This is a genomic window from Streptomyces sp. NPDC050211 (assembly GCF_040656035.1).
Taxonomy (GTDB): Bacteria; Actinomycetota; Actinomycetes; order Streptomycetales; family Streptomycetaceae; genus Streptomyces.
In genome coordinates, this window is the sequence record NZ_JBFALC010000003.1 from 258,926 (window position 1) to 276,468 (window position 17,543).

16 protein-coding genes and 1 tRNA gene are annotated in these 17,543 nt (G+C 71.6%); 13 read left to right on the forward strand and 4 right to left on the reverse strand.

Annotated elements, in window-relative coordinates; all coding sequences use genetic code 11:
* Positions 1-22 precede the first annotated feature (22 nt).
* The 3 genes from AB0I98_RS05110 to AB0I98_RS05120 all read right to left on the reverse strand — a co-directional run bounded on the left by AB0I98_RS05110 (position 23) and on the right by AB0I98_RS05120 (position 622).
* Positions 23-95: transfer RNA gene (locus AB0I98_RS05110), tRNA-Ala, on the reverse strand.
* A gap of 116 nt (positions 96-211) precedes the next feature.
* Positions 212-445, reverse strand: a complete 234-nt coding sequence (locus AB0I98_RS05115; RefSeq protein ID WP_003976229.1) for a hypothetical protein — start codon at positions 443-445, stop codon at positions 212-214.
* Between the two features lie 3 nt (positions 446-448).
* Complete coding sequence (locus tag AB0I98_RS05120) at positions 449-622, reverse strand: hypothetical protein (RefSeq protein ID WP_210574530.1); 174 nt, start codon at positions 620-622, stop codon at positions 449-451.
* A 365-nt stretch (positions 623-987) separates the two neighbouring features.
* Here AB0I98_RS05120 and AB0I98_RS05125 point away from each other — a divergent pair, with 365 nt between their 5' ends.
* On the forward strand, positions 988-4,341 hold the full coding sequence (locus tag AB0I98_RS05125; protein WP_362935470.1) for a BTAD domain-containing putative transcriptional regulator: 3,354 nt from the start codon (positions 988-990) through the stop codon (positions 4,339-4,341).
* Positions 4,342-4,376: 35 nt separating this feature from the next.
* On the opposite strand, the gene AB0I98_RS05130 is transcribed toward AB0I98_RS05125, so the two are convergent.
* A complete protein-coding gene (locus tag AB0I98_RS05130; RefSeq protein WP_362935473.1) occupies positions 4,377-5,402 on the reverse strand; it encodes a beta-ketoacyl-ACP synthase 3 in 1,026 nt (341 codons plus the stop codon).
* 182 nt (positions 5,403-5,584) lie between these two features.
* Between AB0I98_RS05130 and AB0I98_RS05135 the strand changes: the two genes are divergently transcribed.
* The 12 genes from AB0I98_RS05135 to AB0I98_RS05190 all read left to right on the forward strand — a co-directional run bounded on the left by AB0I98_RS05135 (position 5,585) and on the right by AB0I98_RS05190 (position 17,528).
* The gene (locus AB0I98_RS05135) at positions 5,585-7,093 is read left to right on the forward strand and encodes a DHA2 family efflux MFS transporter permease subunit (protein WP_362935476.1); all 1,509 of its coding nucleotides are present in this window, start codon (positions 5,585-5,587) and stop codon (positions 7,091-7,093) included.
* A 324-nt stretch (positions 7,094-7,417) separates the two neighbouring features.
* The gene (locus AB0I98_RS05140; protein ID WP_362935479.1) at positions 7,418-9,136 is read left to right on the forward strand and encodes an AMP-binding protein; all 1,719 of its coding nucleotides are present in this window, start codon (positions 7,418-7,420) and stop codon (positions 9,134-9,136) included.
* A complete protein-coding gene (locus tag AB0I98_RS05145; RefSeq protein ID WP_362935482.1) occupies positions 9,133-10,110 on the forward strand; it encodes a ribonucleotide-diphosphate reductase subunit beta in 978 nt (325 codons plus the stop codon). Before AB0I98_RS05140 ends, AB0I98_RS05145 begins: the two co-directional genes overlap by 4 nt.
* A 69-nt stretch (positions 10,111-10,179) precedes the next feature.
* Positions 10,180-10,443, forward strand: a complete 264-nt coding sequence (locus AB0I98_RS05150) for an acyl carrier protein (protein ID WP_362935485.1) — start codon at positions 10,180-10,182, stop codon at positions 10,441-10,443.
* A 37-nt stretch (positions 10,444-10,480) separates the two neighbouring features.
* Positions 10,481-11,164: an SGNH/GDSL hydrolase family protein gene (locus tag AB0I98_RS05155; protein WP_362935488.1), complete on the forward strand. Its 684-nt coding sequence runs from the start codon at positions 10,481-10,483 to the stop codon at positions 11,162-11,164.
* Complete coding sequence (locus AB0I98_RS05160; protein WP_362935491.1) at positions 11,164-12,789, forward strand: GMC family oxidoreductase N-terminal domain-containing protein; 1,626 nt, start codon at positions 11,164-11,166, stop codon at positions 12,787-12,789. The genes AB0I98_RS05155 and AB0I98_RS05160 overlap by 1 nt, the downstream gene beginning before the upstream one ends.
* A 69-nt stretch (positions 12,790-12,858) precedes the next feature.
* The gene (locus AB0I98_RS05165; protein ID WP_362935494.1) at positions 12,859-13,245 is read left to right on the forward strand and encodes an SCP2 sterol-binding domain-containing protein; all 387 of its coding nucleotides are present in this window, start codon (positions 12,859-12,861) and stop codon (positions 13,243-13,245) included.
* Positions 13,246-13,302: 57 nt separating this feature from the next.
* The gene (locus AB0I98_RS05170) at positions 13,303-14,565 is read left to right on the forward strand and encodes an acyl-CoA dehydrogenase family protein (protein ID WP_362935497.1); all 1,263 of its coding nucleotides are present in this window, start codon (positions 13,303-13,305) and stop codon (positions 14,563-14,565) included.
* A complete protein-coding gene (locus AB0I98_RS05175) occupies positions 14,562-14,762 on the forward strand; it encodes a hypothetical protein (RefSeq protein WP_362935500.1) in 201 nt (66 codons plus the stop codon). The genes AB0I98_RS05170 and AB0I98_RS05175 overlap by 4 nt, the downstream gene beginning before the upstream one ends.
* Entirely contained in the window at positions 14,759-15,694 is a 936-nt protein-coding gene (locus AB0I98_RS05180) for a hypothetical protein (protein WP_362935503.1), read from the forward strand. The genes AB0I98_RS05175 and AB0I98_RS05180 overlap by 4 nt, the downstream gene beginning before the upstream one ends.
* Entirely contained in the window at positions 15,691-16,596 is a 906-nt protein-coding gene (locus AB0I98_RS05185) for a ThiF family adenylyltransferase (RefSeq protein ID WP_362935506.1), read from the forward strand. The genes AB0I98_RS05180 and AB0I98_RS05185 overlap by 4 nt, the downstream gene beginning before the upstream one ends.
* The gene (locus tag AB0I98_RS05190) at positions 16,596-17,528 is read left to right on the forward strand and encodes a diiron oxygenase (protein WP_362935509.1); all 933 of its coding nucleotides are present in this window, start codon (positions 16,596-16,598) and stop codon (positions 17,526-17,528) included. Before AB0I98_RS05185 ends, AB0I98_RS05190 begins: the two co-directional genes overlap by 1 nt.
* Positions 17,529-17,543: the final 15 nt, after the last annotated feature.

Below are 17,543 nucleotides of genomic sequence, written 5' to 3' on the forward strand. Positions count from 1 at the left end.
GATGGCCCGCCCTCGATTTCTGTGGAGCTAAGGAGAATTGAACTCCTGACCTCCTGCATGCCATGCAGGCGCTCTACCAACTGAGCTATAGCCCCGCGTCGCCCTCGTGCCGGTTTCCCCCGGCGGCGACGACAACATTACACGGTCCACCGGGGGGAACACCAAATCGTTTCCGTCGGCCCAGAGCCCGGTCACAGCAGGGCCGACGGCGTCAAGCCGTGACGAACGAGTAGAACCGCTTGAGTGTGCAGTGCTCCTCCAGGAGCCGACCGTAGATCGGCTCGCCCTCCAGCTCACGGTAGGTCTCAATGGGGTCGCCTTTTATGATCAGCGCCCGCGCGCACTCCTCGCACCAGTACTGGTAGTCGGGATTGACCGGCTCCATGTCGCGGACGATCGGCGTCCCGCTGCCGCACCAGTCGCACTTTCGCCTGTGTGCACCCATCGATCAGCTCCAGCTGTGGCCGCAGGCCGTGCACACGTAGGAAATTCCGCCGTTGTCGCCGAGAACCTGAGCGACATGGAGGGAACCGCAGGAAGGGCAGCTGAGCCGGGTCACCGTGTCCCGAGTCATCGCTGCGTCGAGGTGGTCACCGACCGCCTCACGGATGCTCGCAGGCATCACTGGCTCCCTCCCGTCGGGCCGCGCCCCCTTCCGGCCGTTTGATTCTGCCACGGCCGGACCAATACGGTCAGCGACGCCTCAGTACCAGTCCGGACACGGCACTCACCGCGGCCCGTCCTCGCCGGCACGTACCCGCACGCCAAGGCGCCACCACAGAGGTATACGCCACGAAGGCCCGAGTGACTCAAGCCGCGCGGAAACGATCTACCGAACAAGATCGGGCACCCGCTCATCACTCATCGCGATGAAGGTTACGTTCGTCATACCGAACAGAAAGAGCTTTGTACGCCCTCCCCAGTGCACCAGAATCCTTGAATCGGGCACACAAATCGGGCACACAAGAAGCACCGAGGGGACACAGCGTGATCGACCTGCGAGTGCTGGGACCTGTACGGGCGTTTTCGGACAATCGTGAACTGGACATCGGGCACGCGCGGCAGCGCAGCCTGCTGGGAATGCTTCTGGTCGATGTGAACAACGTGGTACCGAGCCAGCGGCTCGCCGAACTCGTATGGGACGAGCGCCCGCCCCGGCAGGCACGCAACGCGCTGGCGGGGTACGCGACCCGGCTGCGCAAGGTCCTGGGCACCGCGCCCGGGCAACCGGTCCTGGCGTCCCAGGCCGGGGGGTACGTGCTGAGAGTCGACTCGTCGGCCGTGGATCTGTACCGCTTCCGGGATCTGGCGGCGCAGGCAACCGCTGCCCAGGACGACGAGGAGCGCTCCACGCTGCTGCGGTCGGCGCTTGCGCAGTGGTCGGGATCCGCGCTCAGCGACCTGGGAGGCACCCATGTCGAGTCGCTGCGCACACTGCTGGAGGACGAACGCCGGGCCGCGCTCCTGGAGTTGTTCGACGCGCAGCTGCGGCTCGGCCGGCCTCAGGAGATCCTGCCACAGCTGCAGCAGCTGACCGAGGAGCGGCCGTACGACGAGGAGTTGGCGCTGCGTCTGATCCTCGCCCACCGCGACAGCGGCAATTCCGCGGCGGCGCTGCGCGCGTACGGAGCGATCCGGGCGCGCCTCGCCCGCGAGTTGTCGACGCGGCCGGGCGACGCACTGCGCCAGGCCGGTGAGCGGCTGCTGCAGCACGAGGGGCGCGGCGCCGGGCGCACAACGAGCTCCGTCGCCGCGCAGGCCCGCGAGCAGTTACGGATGCCCGCCGTCGCCGGGTGTTTCGTGGGCCGGGAGCGTGAACTGCAGCAGCTGGACGCCTTGCTGGCGCCGGCGCAGCCGACGGCGCCGACCGCCTCGTCGCACGGCCGCAACCTCGCCGTGGTCAGCGGAATCGCCGGGGCCGGCAAGACGACCCTGGCGCTGCGATGGGCGGAGCGCGCCCGCGCGTCGTTCCCGGACGGGCAGTTCTTCGTGGAGATGCGCGGCCACGACCGGCATCTGCCGCCCATCGAACCCGTCGAGACGCTGGCCAGGGTCCTGCTCGCGCTGGGCCTGTCGGCCGCCGACCTCCCCTTCGGGCTCGACGAACGGGCCGCGCTCTACCGCACGTTGCTCGTCGGCCGGCGCGTCCTGATCGTGCTGGACGATGCGGCGGGACCGGAGCAGGTACGGCATCTGCTGCCGCCCAGCGTCGACGGCAGCGCGGTCGTGGTGACCTCTCGCGACCGGATGCCAGGACTGACCGCCACCTACTTCGCCGGCGAGGTACTTCTCGACGTCCTGGACCACGAGGCGGCTCTCGCCCTGCTGGAATCGCTGGTCGGCAGCGCGCGCGTGGCCAGGGAGCCGGACGCCGCGGCCGGGCTCGTACAGGTCTCCGGGCGGCTGCCGCTGACCGTGCGGCTGAACGGCGCCTATGCCGCGAGCCGCCCCAAGGAGCAGCTGGGCCAGGTGCTCGCGCAGGTCCCGATGACGGACGGCGCCGATGCGCGGGCGGCGATGGGGCGGGCCCTGGACCTGTCGTACGGGAAACTCGGCGCGGAGCAGCGGGAGTTGTTCAGGCAACTGGGGATCGTGCCCGGCACGGAATTCGGCCGGGACACGGTGGGGGCGCTGGCGGACTGCTCGTTCGCCGGCCTGGAGGAGCGGATCGGGGCACTGGTACGGGCCAACCTGCTGGCCGAGTACGCCCCGCGCCGTTACCGGATGCACGACATGGTCAAGGAGTACGCGGCGGGCCGCGCGGCCGACGAGGACCCCTGGGAGGTGTGCCGGGACGTCCTTCTGCGGCTGCTGGAGTGGTACCGCCAGGGGGTGGAGCGGGCGAGCCTCGCCAACGGCATCCAGATGTCGGGTGTGCACCGGGGTGTGGCCGTGACGTCCCTCGGGCCGCGGCCCACCGCCACGGACGGGGCGAGGGACGCCCTCCCCGAGGTGACCCCGAACCCGGCATCCGGTGCGGAGGCGGACGGGGGTACCTTGCGGGACGCGGGTTTCGACATCGCCTGGCTCGACCGCGAGAAGGCCGGCATCTGCGCGGCCATAAAGCGCGCCTCGGAGCTGGGGCTCGGCCCGGCGAGCTGGCGCTTGGCCGATGCGATGCTCGGCTTCATCCGGCTGCACCCGGGCGGCGACGACTGGGCCACGGCAGTGGAGGCGGCCCAGAGCGCGGCCGCCAAGACGGGCAACCCGCGGGCGAACACGGCGATGCTGCTCAACGTCGCCGACTCGCGGTACCGGGAGGGCCGGTACCTCAGCGAGCGGGAGCGGGCCCGGGAGGCACTCGCCGTCAGCCGCGACGCGGGATGGCGGGCCGGGGAGGCGCTCTCCCTCGCGGTCCTCGGCCGTTCGTACTGGTCGGTGGGACTGTTGGAACCGGCGAACCGGTATCTGCGCGCAGCGCTGCGCATCCACGAGAGCCTCGGCGACACGGCGGGGCAGGCCAACGCCTGGGGCCGGCTGGCGCGCAACGCCTACGACGCCGGTGATCTGCGGTCGGCGCTGCACGGCTACCGGCGCTCGCTCGACTTCGCGGAGCAGGCCGGCTCCCGGTTCGGGCACATCCGGCTGCCCGGCTATATCGCGCTGGCGTTACGTCACCTGGGCCGGCACGCGGAGGCGCGGCAGTGGTGCGATCTGGCGATGCGGGTCAGCCGTGAGGTGGGCTTCCATGAGGGCGTGGCCATCGCACTGACCTGCCAGGCCGCGCTCGCCGGCGATCTGGGCGCACACGCCCGTGCCGTGACGTCCGCGCGCGAGGCCCATGTCGCCATCCCGCACCTGTCCGATCCGCGCATCGAGACGGACTGCCTGATCCTGCTGGGCAGCGTCGAGGCCGCGGCCGGGCACACGGACCTGGCCATGCGGAACTTCGGCAAGGCGCTGCTGATCACGGAGAAGATCCACTACCGGCAGGGGTCGGCGCGCGCCCGGGCCGAGTGCGCGGCGGCGTATGTGCGACTCGGCCTGTACGAGGAGGCGCTTGCGGCCGCCCGGCTCACCCGGCGCATCCTGCAGGACTGCGACATGGGCCTGACCAGGGCGCAGACGCTCCAGTCGGAGGCGGACTGCGCGCTCGCGGCCGGCCGGTGCGCGGCCGCGATCGCCGGGTACCGGCGGGCGGCCGCCCTGTACCACGCGTCGGGCAGCCCGCTGGGGGAGGTGCGGGCGCTGCTGTCCTGGGGCCGCGCCGCCGAGACGGCCCCGGAGCACGGCCGCCCGGACCGCCCGTGGCGCCGCGCCCTGCGCCTGGCAGAGCCCCTCGGAGTGCCGGAGGCGGACACCCTGCGGGCGCTGCTGGGTCACAGGGACGACAAGGGGTGAGGCGGGAGGTGTGGTTCCGGATCTGGATCTTGTGCTCACGGCATCCGTGCCACCGTCCCCGCGTAGGTCAGCCCCGCCCCGAAGCCGACGAGCACCGCCAGGTCCCCCTTCTGCAGCGCCCCGGACGTGCGCATCCGGTCGAGTGCGAGGGGGATCGACGCCGCCGAGGTGTTGCCCTGGTCCACGACGTCGCGCGCCACGACGACGTGCCCGGGGAAGCCCACGCTCTGCGCGACCGCCTCGATGATGCGCAGGTTCGCCTGGTGCGGCACGAAGGCCTGGACGTCGGCAGGGCCGAGCCCCGACCGGGCGAGCACCTCCTGTACGACCTCCGGCAGGTGCGTCACGGCCCACCGGAAGACCGCCGAGCCCTGCATCCGGATGATCGGGCCGGCCTGCTCCGGCTCCGTCCGCACAGTGATGGCGTCCCGCAGCTCCGGGTCCGTTCCCCACACCACCGGTCCGATGCCCGGCTCGCCGCTGCGCCCCACCAGAGCCGCGCCCGCCCCGTCCGAGAACAGGAAGGCGGTCGAGCGGTCCCGCGGGTCGAGAATGTCCGACATCCGCTCCACGCCGACGACCAGGCAGGTGCGCGCCTCCTCCGCCGCGATGGACGCGGCGGCCAGGGCGAGGCCCACCGTGAAGCCGGCGCACGCGGCGCTCACCTGCACAGCAGGTGTCCGCAAGCCGAGCCGGCGGGCGATCTCCACGGCCGCCGAGTCGTCACCGGCCCCTGGGCCCGGACCTGATCCTTCGCGCCATGTGCCGACGTCCGACATGGTGGCGACGAACAGCCGGTCGACCTCGTCCGGCGCGACACCGGCGTCGGCGAGCGCCTTGCCGGCGGCGGTAGTGCCCATCTCCACCAGCGTCTCGTCGGGTTTGGCGAAGCAGCGGGTACTGATGCCGCTGCGCCGCCGGATCCACTCGGGCGTCGAGTCCAGGGTCTCGCAGATCTCCTCGTTGGTGACGATCCGACGAGGCCGGTAGGCCCCGATGCCGAGCAGGGCCGCATGGTGGCGAACCGGCCCAGTGACGTGCGCGGTGTGAGTGGTGTTCACACGGGACTCCTGTCGGTCACATCGCTCGTTGCGTCGTGCTCCCTTCCACAGGGGTTACGCGCCAGGACGCGCACACCCCCGTGACGGATCGGCAACTCCGTGTGCGTGGGGTTCCACTTGACAGCCACATACCTACGGTATGTACTCACATACCAAAAGAATGTTTCTTGGAGGGATCCACAGTGACCTCAGCAACGCCCGCGGGCCGCACCGAGGGGTCAAGCGCCGGGAAGACGCTGCTGCTGACCTCGGCAGCGACCTTCATGGCCTTCCTCGACACGACGATCGTGAACGTGGCCTTCCCCACCCTGCACGAGGACTTTCCGGAAGAATCGCTGACCAACCTGACCTGGGTGGTGACCAGTTACGGCATCCTCTTCGCGGCACTGCTCACACCGGCGGGCCGCTTCGCCGACGTACTCGGGCGGCGCAAGCTGTTCCTCGGATCGCTCGCCCTGTTCACCGCCGCGTCCCTCCTCTGCGCCGTCGCGCCGAACGTCGAGTTACTGATCGCGGCGCGCGCGATCCAGGGCATCGGCGCAGCGGGCATGATTCCCGCCGCGCTCGGCCTCGTCCTCGCCGAGACACCCGCCCACAAACGGGCTGAGGCCATCGGCATCTGGGGCGCGGCCGGCTCCATGGCCGCGGCCGCCGGACCGTCCATCGGCGGACTGCTCGTCAGCGAGATCAGCTGGCGCTCGGTGTTCATCCTGAACGTCCCGATCGGCCTCGCCGTGATCGCCGCCGCGCTGCGCCTGCCCAACCGGCCCGCCACCGACTCCAAGCTCCCCGACCTCATCGGCACCGCGACCGTCACCCTCGGCCTCGCGGGCATCGTCGTCGGGCTCACGAAGGGCGGCGACTGGGGCTGGGACGCGGGGCAGACGTGGGCGTGGATCGGCGCCGGCGTCGTGTTCGTGGCGTACTCGCTCCTGCGCTCCCGCAAGCACTCTGCCCCGGCGGTGGAGACCGAGCTGTGGCGCACGCCGATGTTCGCGGCGGCCAACCTCACGTCGTTCCTGCTCGGTGCGGGCCTGTTCGTCTGGTTCCTGTCCGGGCCGCTGTACCTCACCACCATCTGGCACTACTCGGTACTCAAGGCCGGTCTCGCTGTCACGCCCGGCGCGGTGCTGTCCGCCGTCGCCGCGATCGCAGTGGGGCGCCGGGTACCACCGGAGAAGCAGCGTCCCGTGGTCCTCGTAGGCACCCTCGTCTTCCTCGGGCTGAGCATCTGGGCCTACCAGGGTCTCGGCGCGGAGCCGGAGTTCTGGTCCTTCTGGCTGCCGTACGGCGCAGTGGGCGGGGCGGTGCTCGGCGCGGCGCTCACCAGCGTCACGACCGCGGCCTCCATCTCCGTACACCCCCTGAAGTTCGCGACCGGCACCGGTATGAACACCACCGCGCGGCAGTTCGGCGGGTCGGTCGGTGTCGCCGCGATGGCGGCGGTGTTCGCGGCCAACGATCTGGGCAAGCCGCAGGCTTATCTGGACGCCTTCCTGCTCGCCGGTATCTTCATCGCCGCCGCGGCGGTCCCCGCGTTCTGGCTGTTCACCAAGTCGTCGATGGCGCAGATCGCCGAGACCCAGCGGCAGATCCAGGCCTACCTGAAGGCCCAGGCCGAGGCCGCCGCGAAGCAGGCCGAGGCGGCCGGCCCGTCCGCCGGCGGCGCCGCCGCGGTGGACCGGGCCTGACCGTCCAGATCCCCTGACGCCGGTCGCGGTCTCCTCCCCCGCGGCCGCGGCCGGTCCCGGCGGGGCCGCGGCCTCCTCGGAGTCCGCGGCCCCGCCGAATGTGCTGGGAGCAGGCCCGCCTGAGCGACGCCGAGCCGCCGTACCCGACAGCGCTCGCCGGAGATTTTCGAAGGAATCGGCGATTGCCGCGAGGGGGGACGTCCACCAGCCCGTAACACAGGACGAGAACCCATCGCCTGGGGGCAGCAGGCAGTCGGCAGCGCACCGCCGCCGCGGTCGCAGCCACATCGGACCGTTCAACTGCCCAACCGATGAGGGGAATTGATGAACTCAGTCCTCGACTGGCTTGACTCCCCCGCGCCGGAGCGCGGAATCCACCACTACCGCAACGGCGACTGGCACCTGCGCCAGTACGCAGAGATCGCCTCGGCCGCCCGCCGCACGGCGGCCTTCCTGCACGCGAACGGGGTCACGAAGGGCGTCGTGTCGCTGCTCATCGAGGAGCCCGAGACGTTCGTCCCGGCCTTCCTCGGCACGATGTACGCGGGGGCCACCCCGTCTCCGATCGCCTCGCCCGTCTCCTTCGCAGGCCACGACGCGTTCACCGACCACGCGGCAGCCGTGCTGCATACCGCAGCCCCGGCCGCCGTACTCACCGACGACGCACTCGCACCGCTCGCCGCCACGGCGTGCGCCAAGGCCGGGACGGGCACCCCCCTGGTGCTCCCGAGCCCCGACACGCTGCCGGCCGCCGACGATCTGGACCGCCGCGACGCCGAACTCGCCCTGCTGCAGTTCACGTCCGGCTCCAGCGGCACCCCCAAGGGCGTCCGGGTGACCGGCGAGAACCTCACCGCCAACGTCCGTGCCATCCACGGCTGGCTCGGCGTGACGGGCGAGGACTCGTGCTCGTCGTGGCTGCCGCTGTACCACGACATGGGCCTCATCGGGACGTTCCTCGGCTCCGTCGTGGCCCAGATCGACCTGTGGCTGATGAGCCCGGTCGACTTCATCCGCTCCCCGGCCCGCTGGCTCGACTGCCACGGCAGGCACGGGGTGACCATCACCACCGCTCCCAACTTCGGCTACGGATACGCCACGTCCCGCGTCCGCGACGAGGAGCTGCGCGGCACCGACTTCTCGACCTGGCGGGTCGCGATGAGCGGCGCCGAGCGCGTGGACGCGCGGGTCGCCGCCGACTTGGCCGCGCGGCTCGCCCCGTACGGCTTCGACTCCCGTGCCTTCGCCCCGTGCTACGGCATGGCGGAGACGACCCTCGCCGTCACCGGCGTCCGTCCCGGCGTCGGCGCGCGCATCGTCCGGCCCGACGGCCCGCCGGCCGTCGGCGCCCCCGTGACCGTCGTCGGCTCGGGCGTCCTCGGTGTCGACCGGCCTGAGGACCCCGCCCGCTGGATCACCTCCTGCGGCGCCCCGGTGCCCGAAACCGCCGTCGATGTCGTCGACGACGACGGAGCACCACTGCCCGACGGCACGTTCGGCGAGATCCGGGTCCGGGGGACGTCGGTGGCCGACGGCTACCAGTCGCCCGATCCCGCGGCCGGCGCGCCCTTCACCGAGCACGGACTGCGCACCGGCGACGCCGGGTTCCTGCTGGACGGGGAGCTGTACGTGGTCGGACGCGTGGGCGACAGCCTCAAGGTCCGCGGCCGCAAGGTGCACGCCGAGGACCTGGAGGCGGCGCTCAACGCGCTGCCCGGGGTACCGGCGGGCCGCTGCGCCGTGGCGCTCGGCGCCCGCGGCGGGCAGTCCGGCGCCGTCGTCGTCGTGGAGGCCGCCGGCGACGACTGGCTGGAGCCCGTCACCGCCGTGCTGCGCACCGCGCTCGACACCTCGGTCTCCGTGACCGTGGTGCGGGCCCGGCGCGGCACCATTCCGCGCACCTCCAGCGGCAAGCCGCGCCGCCGGCTGCTCTGGCGCCAGGCGGGCGAGGGCGCGCCACTCGGCGACGTACTGCACACGACTCACCTCGACCAGCACCTGACCGAACCGACCGCAGCACAACTGGATGGGGCAGCGATATGACCGCCACGACCGCCGGGCTCGTCCTCGACGTCACCGAGACGGCCGCGGAGAGCACAGCAGAACAGCGCGGCCGGCTCGCCGGCTCCGCGGACCTCTACCGCCGCTGGGAGCGCCAGCAGTGGGCCGTCGCCCAGGTCGACCCCGCACGGGACGCGGCGACCTGGGACAAGCTGAGCCCCTTCTCGCGCTCCCAGATGCTCGGCTCACTCGCCGAGCTCGAGGTGGGTGAGGTGGCCGTCACCCACACCCTGGGCTCGCTGATCGACGCCCCGCCGACAGAGGACGACCGCATCTTCCTGTGCACCCAGCTGGCCGACGAGGCACGGCATGTGCGGTTCTTCCAGACCTACCTGGAGGACGCCTGTCGGACCGCCCTCGACGAGGCGGAGGACGGCGCGGACTATGCCGAGGTGTTCGCCCCCGAACTCACCCGGGTCACCGACGCGGTGCGCGCCAACCACGAGGACCGGGACTCCTGGTACCGGGCGCTCATCTACTACCACCTGATCACCGAGGGCGTGCTCGCCGCGACAGCGCTGCGCACCACACGCTTCCTCGCCAAGCGGCTGAAGCTCGACGCGCTGGAGGAGGGGCTCACGAACGTGACCCGCGACGAGTCGCGCCACGTCTCCTTCGGTCTGCGCGCCGCGCAGGACGGGGTCGCCGGCGGGTTCGCCCAGGTGATCGAGGACGCTCACTTCGAATCGCTCGGCGCGGCGGCCTGGGTGCTCATCGGCCCCTCACGGCACAACCCGGTGCCCACGATCCGCGCGGCCCTGCTCAGCCGGGCCACGCAGCTGCGCGGCAGCGTCGAGATCGCCCGGGAACGCCTGGTCAAGCAGCTGCGCCTGGTGGGCCTTGAGCACCTGGTCGAGAAGGCCGGCCTGTCCTGGGACCTCGCGGTGGACAAGGCGCTCGATGCCTACGAGGAGCGCTGGAGCGCGCCGCACCCGATCCGGGCCGCGGCGGCCTGAGGGACCGTCGGAAAGCCCACACGGACATCAGCAGCGATAAAGAGAAAAAGAGAAGAGGACGCACAGGACATGGACAGCAGCACACTGCGCGCGAAGGTCAGGCAGATAGTCGGCGAGATGAGCCCGCTCGGCGCTCGCGAGGCGCAGTCCGACGACCGCCTCGTCGAGCAGCTCGGCTACGACTCGCTCGCCGTCATCGAGCTCTCACTCCGCATCGAGCAGGAGTTCGCGCTCGTGAACCCCAGCCCGGGCGCCGGGCGCGACATCACCACGGTGAAGGACATCGAGGACTTCGTAGAGCAGCAGGCGGCGGCGCCCAGCGACGCCGCGTGACCCACCCGTGAGCAGCCAGAGAGGCGGCCAGGAGAAGATGACAACGCACGATCTGCAGCGCGAGGCGGACGACCCACTGGTCCTCTCCCACGAGGACTCGGTACGCCTCCTGCGCGGCGCCCCGTGGCAGCGGCTCGCCGTGCTGGGAGACAGCTTCGCCCAGGGTCTCGGCGACCCCAGTCCGGGCTATGCCCAGGTGCCGTGGCCGGAGCGGATCTCCGCCGCGCTCGGCTCCGGAAAGCCGGGTTTCGGCTATCTGAACACCGGGGTCATGGGCAAGCGCACGAGCGAGGTGCGGGCCGAGCAGCTGGAGCAGGTTCTCGCGTTCCGGCCGGATCTGGTCAACGTCGCGGCAGGCGGCAACGACCTGTTCGACAGCGAGCCCGACCTGGACGGCGTCGAGTCCGACCTGGACGCCATCTACGCGGCGCTGCGCGCGCAGGGTGCGGACATCTTCGCGTTCACCGTGGCCAACGTCTTCGACACGGTCCCGGAACTGGCGGTCTTCAGCGACCGCATGGCCGCCCTCAACGACCGCATCCGGGCGGTGGCACGGCGGCACGGCGCCGTCCTCATCGAGATGTGGGAGCACCCGGTACGGCTGCGCCCCAACTTGATGAGCGCCGACGGCATCCACTTCACGATCGAGGGGCACGCCGCCCTCGCCGCAGAGATCGTGAAGGCCCTCAGCACCCGGATCAACGACCGCGCGGGGACGTGATGAGCGAGGACACCGTGCGCTACATCGTGGTCGGCGCGGGATCGGCCGGCTGTGTGCTGGCCGACCGGCTCAGCGCCGGCTGCGACGGCCGGGTGGTGCTGATCGAGGCGGGCGGCCCGGACCGGCGTGCCGAGATCAGCATCCCGGCCGCGTTTCCCGCCCTGTTCGGCACGTCGGCCGACTGGAACTACCGCACGACCACCCAGCCGGAGCTCGACGGGCGCAGTCTGCGCTGGCCACGCGGCCGTACACTCGGCGGCTCGTCCTCGCTCAACGCCCAGATCTGGACCCGCGGGCACCGGGCGGACTTCGACGGCTGGGCCAGGGCCGAGGGGTGCACGGGCTGGTCCGCTCAGGAGGTGCTGCCGTACTTCCTGCGGGCCGAGGACCGGTCCGGCGGCGGCGACTACGGATCCGGCGGGCCCATCCGTATCGAGGACCTGCGCGACCCGAGCCCCGCCACGGCCGAGTTCCTGGCCGCCTGTGCCGAGGCGGGGCTGCCCTCGCTGGACGACGGGCACCCGCTGGAACCGGAGGGCGCCGGACCGGTACGGGCCACCCAGCGCGGCGGACGTCGGTGGAGCGCGGCGGACGGGTATCTGCGGTCCGCCGGAGGCCGCGAGAACCTCACGGTGGTCACCGACGCCCGCGTCGACCGCATCCTGATCGAGGGCGGGCGCGCGGTCGGCGTGGCCTGGACCGGCCCGGACGGGCCGGCCGAGCTGCGCGCCGACGGCGAGGTGATCCTCGCGGCGGGCGCGATCGGGTCCCCGCAGTTGCTCATGCTCTCGGGCGTGGGCGACGCGGACGCGCTGCGCGGGCACGGCATCACGGTGCACGCCCACGCTCCCAAGGTCGGGCTGGGCCTCGCCGACCACCTCTACGTTCCCCTCGCGTTCGACGCGCACGGCCCGGTGACGCCCGGGGTCACGGACCCCCAGGGTGAGATCGCCGAGTTCCTGCGCGGCCGGCGCGGGCGGCTCACGTCCAACCTCGCGGAGGCCGTGGCGTTCCTGCGCAGCGACCACGGACTCCCGGCGCCCGACCTGGAGTTCGTGTGGATGCTGGTGCCGTTCCTCGACCAGGGACGGGCGCCGCGCACGCACGGCGTCACGCTGGGCGTGGTGCTGCTGCGGCCGCGCAGCCACGGCGCAGTCCTGCTCGCCTCCACCGACCCGTCGGCGCACCCGGTGATCGATCCTCGGTATCTGTCGGACCCGGACGGGGACGACCTGCGCGTCCTGACCGAGGGGGTGCACCGGGCCCAGCACGTGCTGACCCGGCCCGCACTGGCGAAGCGGCTCGGTGAGCCACTGACGCCGGGCGCCCTCGACCCCGACCCGCGCACGGTGCGGGCCCTGGTGCGTGCACACGCGGAGACCCTCTACCACCCGGTCGGCACCTGCGCCATGGGACCGGGCCCCGACGACGTGCTGGATCCACGGCTGCGGGTGCGGGGCGTGGCAGGGCTCCGGGTCGTGGACGCCTCCGCGATGCCGTCCCTGCCACGCGGCCACACCCACGCGCCCACGGTGATGCTCGCGGAGCGCGCGGCCGACCTGATCCTCGCCGAAGCCGCACCGCACGGTGTGGACACCGCGGTCGGCGCACTGTCCCACAACTGACCGGCCGGCCACCGCCCCACGGCCTCATCCGGCACCCACCGAGCCTCCGACACGAAAGGCAGCACGACTGTGACCGTCCAGGACCCGCAGCTGTTCATCGACGCCTTCCGAGCGGCCGCCGCAGACGGCGAGTTCGCCACCCTGCTCAAGGAGCGCGACTTCTCCTTCCAGTTCGTCCTCACCCGGCCCCAGACGGCCGACGCCGACCACACGGCCTTCCTGCTGGACTCCGACGGTGTGCACGACGGCGCGCCGCACCCGGCGAGTCTGCGTCTGGAGGTGCGGGCGGACGCGCTGCACTCCGTCCTCCTCGGGCAGCTCGGCGTGACCCGCGCGATCGTCGACCGCAGCCTCGTCGTGAAGGGCCCCGTCGCCAAGGTGCGTCAACTGGCGGACTTCATGCCGGTGCTGGGCCGCGAGTACGCCCGTCTCGCGCTGCCGTCGGCCACTGCCTGACGGACGCGCCCTGCCCGCGTCACCACCCGACCATCCGTCACACAGAAAGCCGACCCAGTGATCGCGACCACCACAACCGCCGTCCCGAACGCCCCGACCCTGTCCGACCTGAGCGCCCTCAACGCCGCGGCGATGCCGTCGCTGTTCCAGCTGCCTCCCGAAGTCGAGGAACTCCGCGACGAAGTGCGCGAGTTCGCGCGGACCGTGGTCAAACCGCGGGTGCTCGACAACGACCTCGCCCCCGCCGACGACTTCGACTGGGAGACCGTCCGGGCGGGTCACGAACTGGGGCTGCTGCGCCTGACCATCCCCAAGGAGTTCGGCGGCCGCGGCATGGGTGTGCTCGGTGTGGCCGTGGCCATGGAGGAGCTCGCGTCGGTCTGCGCGAGCACGGCGCTGATCTTCGGCGCGTCGCTGCTCGGCCAGACGTCCGTGCTGTTCTCCGGCGACCAGCAGCTCCAGGCCCGGTTCCTGCCCCCCTTCCTGGGCGACTCGCCCGTCCTGGCCTGCAACGCCATCACCGAGGAGATCGCGGGCTGTGACCTGCTGATACCGGAGCACACCGAGCTGGCCGAGGACGTGATGACGGCCCGCCGCAGTGGCGACCACTTCGTCCTCAACGGCGTCAAGCGCTTCATCACCAACGGCAAGGTCGCCGAGTGGGCGGCCGTCTTCGCCAACATCGAGGGCCACCCGGGCGCCACCGGACTGACCGTGTTCATCGTGCCGCTGGACAGCGAGGGCGTCACGCGCGGCGCGGTCGCCGACAAGATGGGCTACCGGGCCTGCCTGGGCACCACCCTCACCTTCGAGGACGTCCGGGTGCCCGAGGAGAACATCGTCTTCGGCGAGGGCGGCGGCTGGAACTACCTCACCGTCCAGTCCAACCAGGCCCGTTCGATCGTCGCCGCGATCTCCACGGGTGTCGCCCGCGGCGCCTTCGAGATCGCCAAGGAGTGGGCGGGCGAGCGGGTACAGGCCGGAAAGCCGCTGTACGAGCACCAGTTCACAGCCCGCAAGCTGGCCGAGATGTCCACGAAGATCGAGGCGTCGCGGCTGCTCTACCTCCAGGCGGCCCACCAGGCGGACAACATGCTGCCGGCCCCCGTCTACGGCCCCGCAGTCGCCAAGATGTTCGCCGACCGCGCGGCGATCGAGGTGTCCGAGGAGGCCATGTCCATCGTCGGGGCGCGCGGCTACTGCCGCGAGTACGGCGTGGAGAAGCTGGTCCGCGAGTCGTTCGGCGCCCGCATCTACGAGGGCACGCCGGAGGTCCTGGCGCTGGCGATCACCGGTGCGCTGTACGGGCGGCGGTCGTGAGGACGGCGCCGCGCAGCGACCGGATGACGACGCCCGGGGCGCGGGCCGCCGCCGCGTCCTCGGCCGCGTCGTTCATCGAGGCCACCGTGGCCTCCGCGGCCCGCTGCACGCGGCTCGCGCTGGCCCCGGTGCCGGACCCCGCGCCCCGGGCCCTGAAGACCCCGGCCCGCGTCCCGAACCGAAGGAGGCAGCCGTGACCGGCGAAACCGTCACCGCCACGGCGGCGCAGGGCACCGACGACGCCCGCCGCGAACGGTACGTCGCCCACGTCCTGGCCCTGCACGACCGGATGAGCCTCAAGGGCCTGGCCGACCAGACGGATCCGCTGTACCTGGCCCGCCGTCCGGACGGTCTGACGGTGCTCGCGGTGCCACAGTCCCGGCTGCCCGAGCGCTACCAGCTGGTGATCTACGGGTTCCGGCTCGCCCAGTACCTGCGTTCGCGTTTCGCCAGCGACCGGGTCGCCTTCGCACGCGGCCTGTTCGCGGAACCGCGCAGCGCGGAACACGGCGAGGAGATCCATGTCATCGGCCTGGAGGAGTCGACCGGCGCGATCCTGCGCTATGTGTCGATCACCGGTTCGGCGGACAGCACACCGCTGCCGGTGACACACCCGGACCGTGCCCCCTTCCCCTGCGAAGTGGCCCACCGGATCAACCTCTTCGACCACATACCGCTCGACGATCCGGTCACCACCGACGAGGTGTGGGAGATCAAGCGTCTGATGCAGCGCGCCTCCGAGCGCGACACCTCGCCCGAACGGCGGCTGCGCCTGTCGCTGGAGCTGATGCTCGGCTTCTACACGGTCCTCGGCGACCTGACGCCCCAGCCGACGTTCCTGGTCGGCGACGGGGAGGAGGGCCTGGGCGTTCGGCGTCTGACGCGCAGCCTGAGGGACATCACCGTTATCGAGGGGACTCGCCCCTCGCTGCCCGAGGACGACCTGCTCTTCCCGGCCTACGTGGAACGCGCGGTGGTCAAGCCGTTCGTGGCGCGTGTCCCGCGGGGGGAGGAACTGGACCGGCTCGTCCACTGGCTCCGGCACGCCCTGACGGCGACGAATCCCCTGGCCGGCTTCCAGCAGCTGGTCGGCCGGGTCGGAGGAGAGATCCGGAGGGTGCGGATATGAGCAGCACCACCACCGCCGCGGCCCCGCCTGCCCGGCCGCTCCCGGCCGGCGTTCCGGGGGATCCGGACGCGTACTACCGCGCCCTGACGGAACGCAATCGCGGCCTGATCCCGGACGCCGTGCAGCAGCGGCTGCGCACCGCCACGGTTCTGGTGGCGGGTTGCGGTTCCACGGGCGGCGCGGTCGTCGAACCGCTCGCCAGGCTGGGCATGGGCCGCTTCGTCCTCGCCGAGCCCGGGGAGTACGAGCTCAACAACCTCAACCGGCAGAGCGCCAGGTACGCGGACATCGGCCGTAACAAGGCCGAGGTGGCGGCCGAGCGCGTCAGGGCGGTCAACCCCTTCGCCGAGACCCGGGTCGACACGGCCGGTGTCCGGCCCGACGACGCGGGTCCGCTCCTGGATGGGGTGGACGCGGTCGTCGACGGTGTGGACGTCACCACGGTCTCGGGCTGGCGGGCCAAGTACGCCCTGCACGTCGAGTCGGCGCGCCGCGGCCTGCCCGTGATCTCCGGCTACGACCTCTCGGGCACCCAGCACGTGCGGTACTACGACTACCGCACCGAACCGGTCCCGCTCGCCGGCGTGATCACCGAAGCGGACATCGTCGAACGGGCGCTGTGGACGCTGCTGCTGAAGGTGATCCCGCGCGAGATCGTCCCGGCCGACCTGATCGCCGACGTGCAGGCGCACCGCTCGGAACCGGAGTACAGCGTCCCCCAACTCGTCTACGCCTCGGATCAGTTCGGCGTACTCGCCGCACGGTACGTCGTCGAGATCCTGGCCGGCCGCCCGGTCCGCGAGCAGATCACGGTCGACGTGCACCGACTCGTCTCCGCGGACACCGACCGGCCGGCCGCACACCTGGAAAGCACTCATCGAGCACAGGACAAGGAGTCGTGATGACCACCGCAACCGACCGCCCCAGCCGCCGGGACCAGGACCCGGCCGCACGCCAGACCAAGAAGGCCGCACAGCTCCTCATCGCGTCGGCCAAGCATTCGTACGACCCACGTGTCGACGTCAACTGGGACGACCCGCTGGAGGAGGGCAAGTGGTTCCTGCCCGAGAAGCGGATCTCGCTGTACGGGACGGAGCTGTACGACTCCCTGAGCATCGAGCAGAAGCTGCTGCTCAGCCGTGAGGAGCTGGCGTCGTCGCTCGCCGCGGGTGTGTGGACCGAGCACATCCTGCTGCACCTGGTGTCGCGGTACGCGTACAAGCGGGACATCACCAGCCCGCAGGTGCAGTTCGCACTGACGGAGGTGGCGGACGAGGTGCGCCACATGATCATGTTCGCCCGGCTGGTGGAGAAGATCGGCTCGGAGTTCTACCCCGTCCACCCGAAGACCCAGCGCAGCGGCCTGCTCCTGAAAACGTTCGCACCGGTACCCGCGCTGTGGGCGATGCTGCTGCTCACGGAGGAGTTCTTCGACCGCTTCCAGCGCGAGCAGGCGGCCGACGAGACGGTCCAGCCCCTGGTCCGCACCGTAGCCCGCATCCATGTCGTGGAGGAGGCCCGGCACATCAGCTTCGCCCGCACCGAGCTGGAGCGGTTCGTGCCGACGCTCTCGAAGCGGCGCCTGGAGATGCTGCGCAACTTCCTGGCGGGCGTGGTCAAGTCGGTCCGCCGGGACCGCTACAACCCGCTGATGTACGAGCGGGCCGGCCTCGACCCCAAGGTGGCCGTCGAAGCAGGCCGCAACAACCCCACCGGAAAGGTGAACGGCGCCTACGGGGCCGAGCGGATCGCCCCCTACTACAAGTCGATCGGCCTGATCGGCGGCAGGTCCGAGAAGGTCTGGCGCGAGGCCGGCTGGCTCAAGGACGACTAGAGAAAGGGAAGTTGA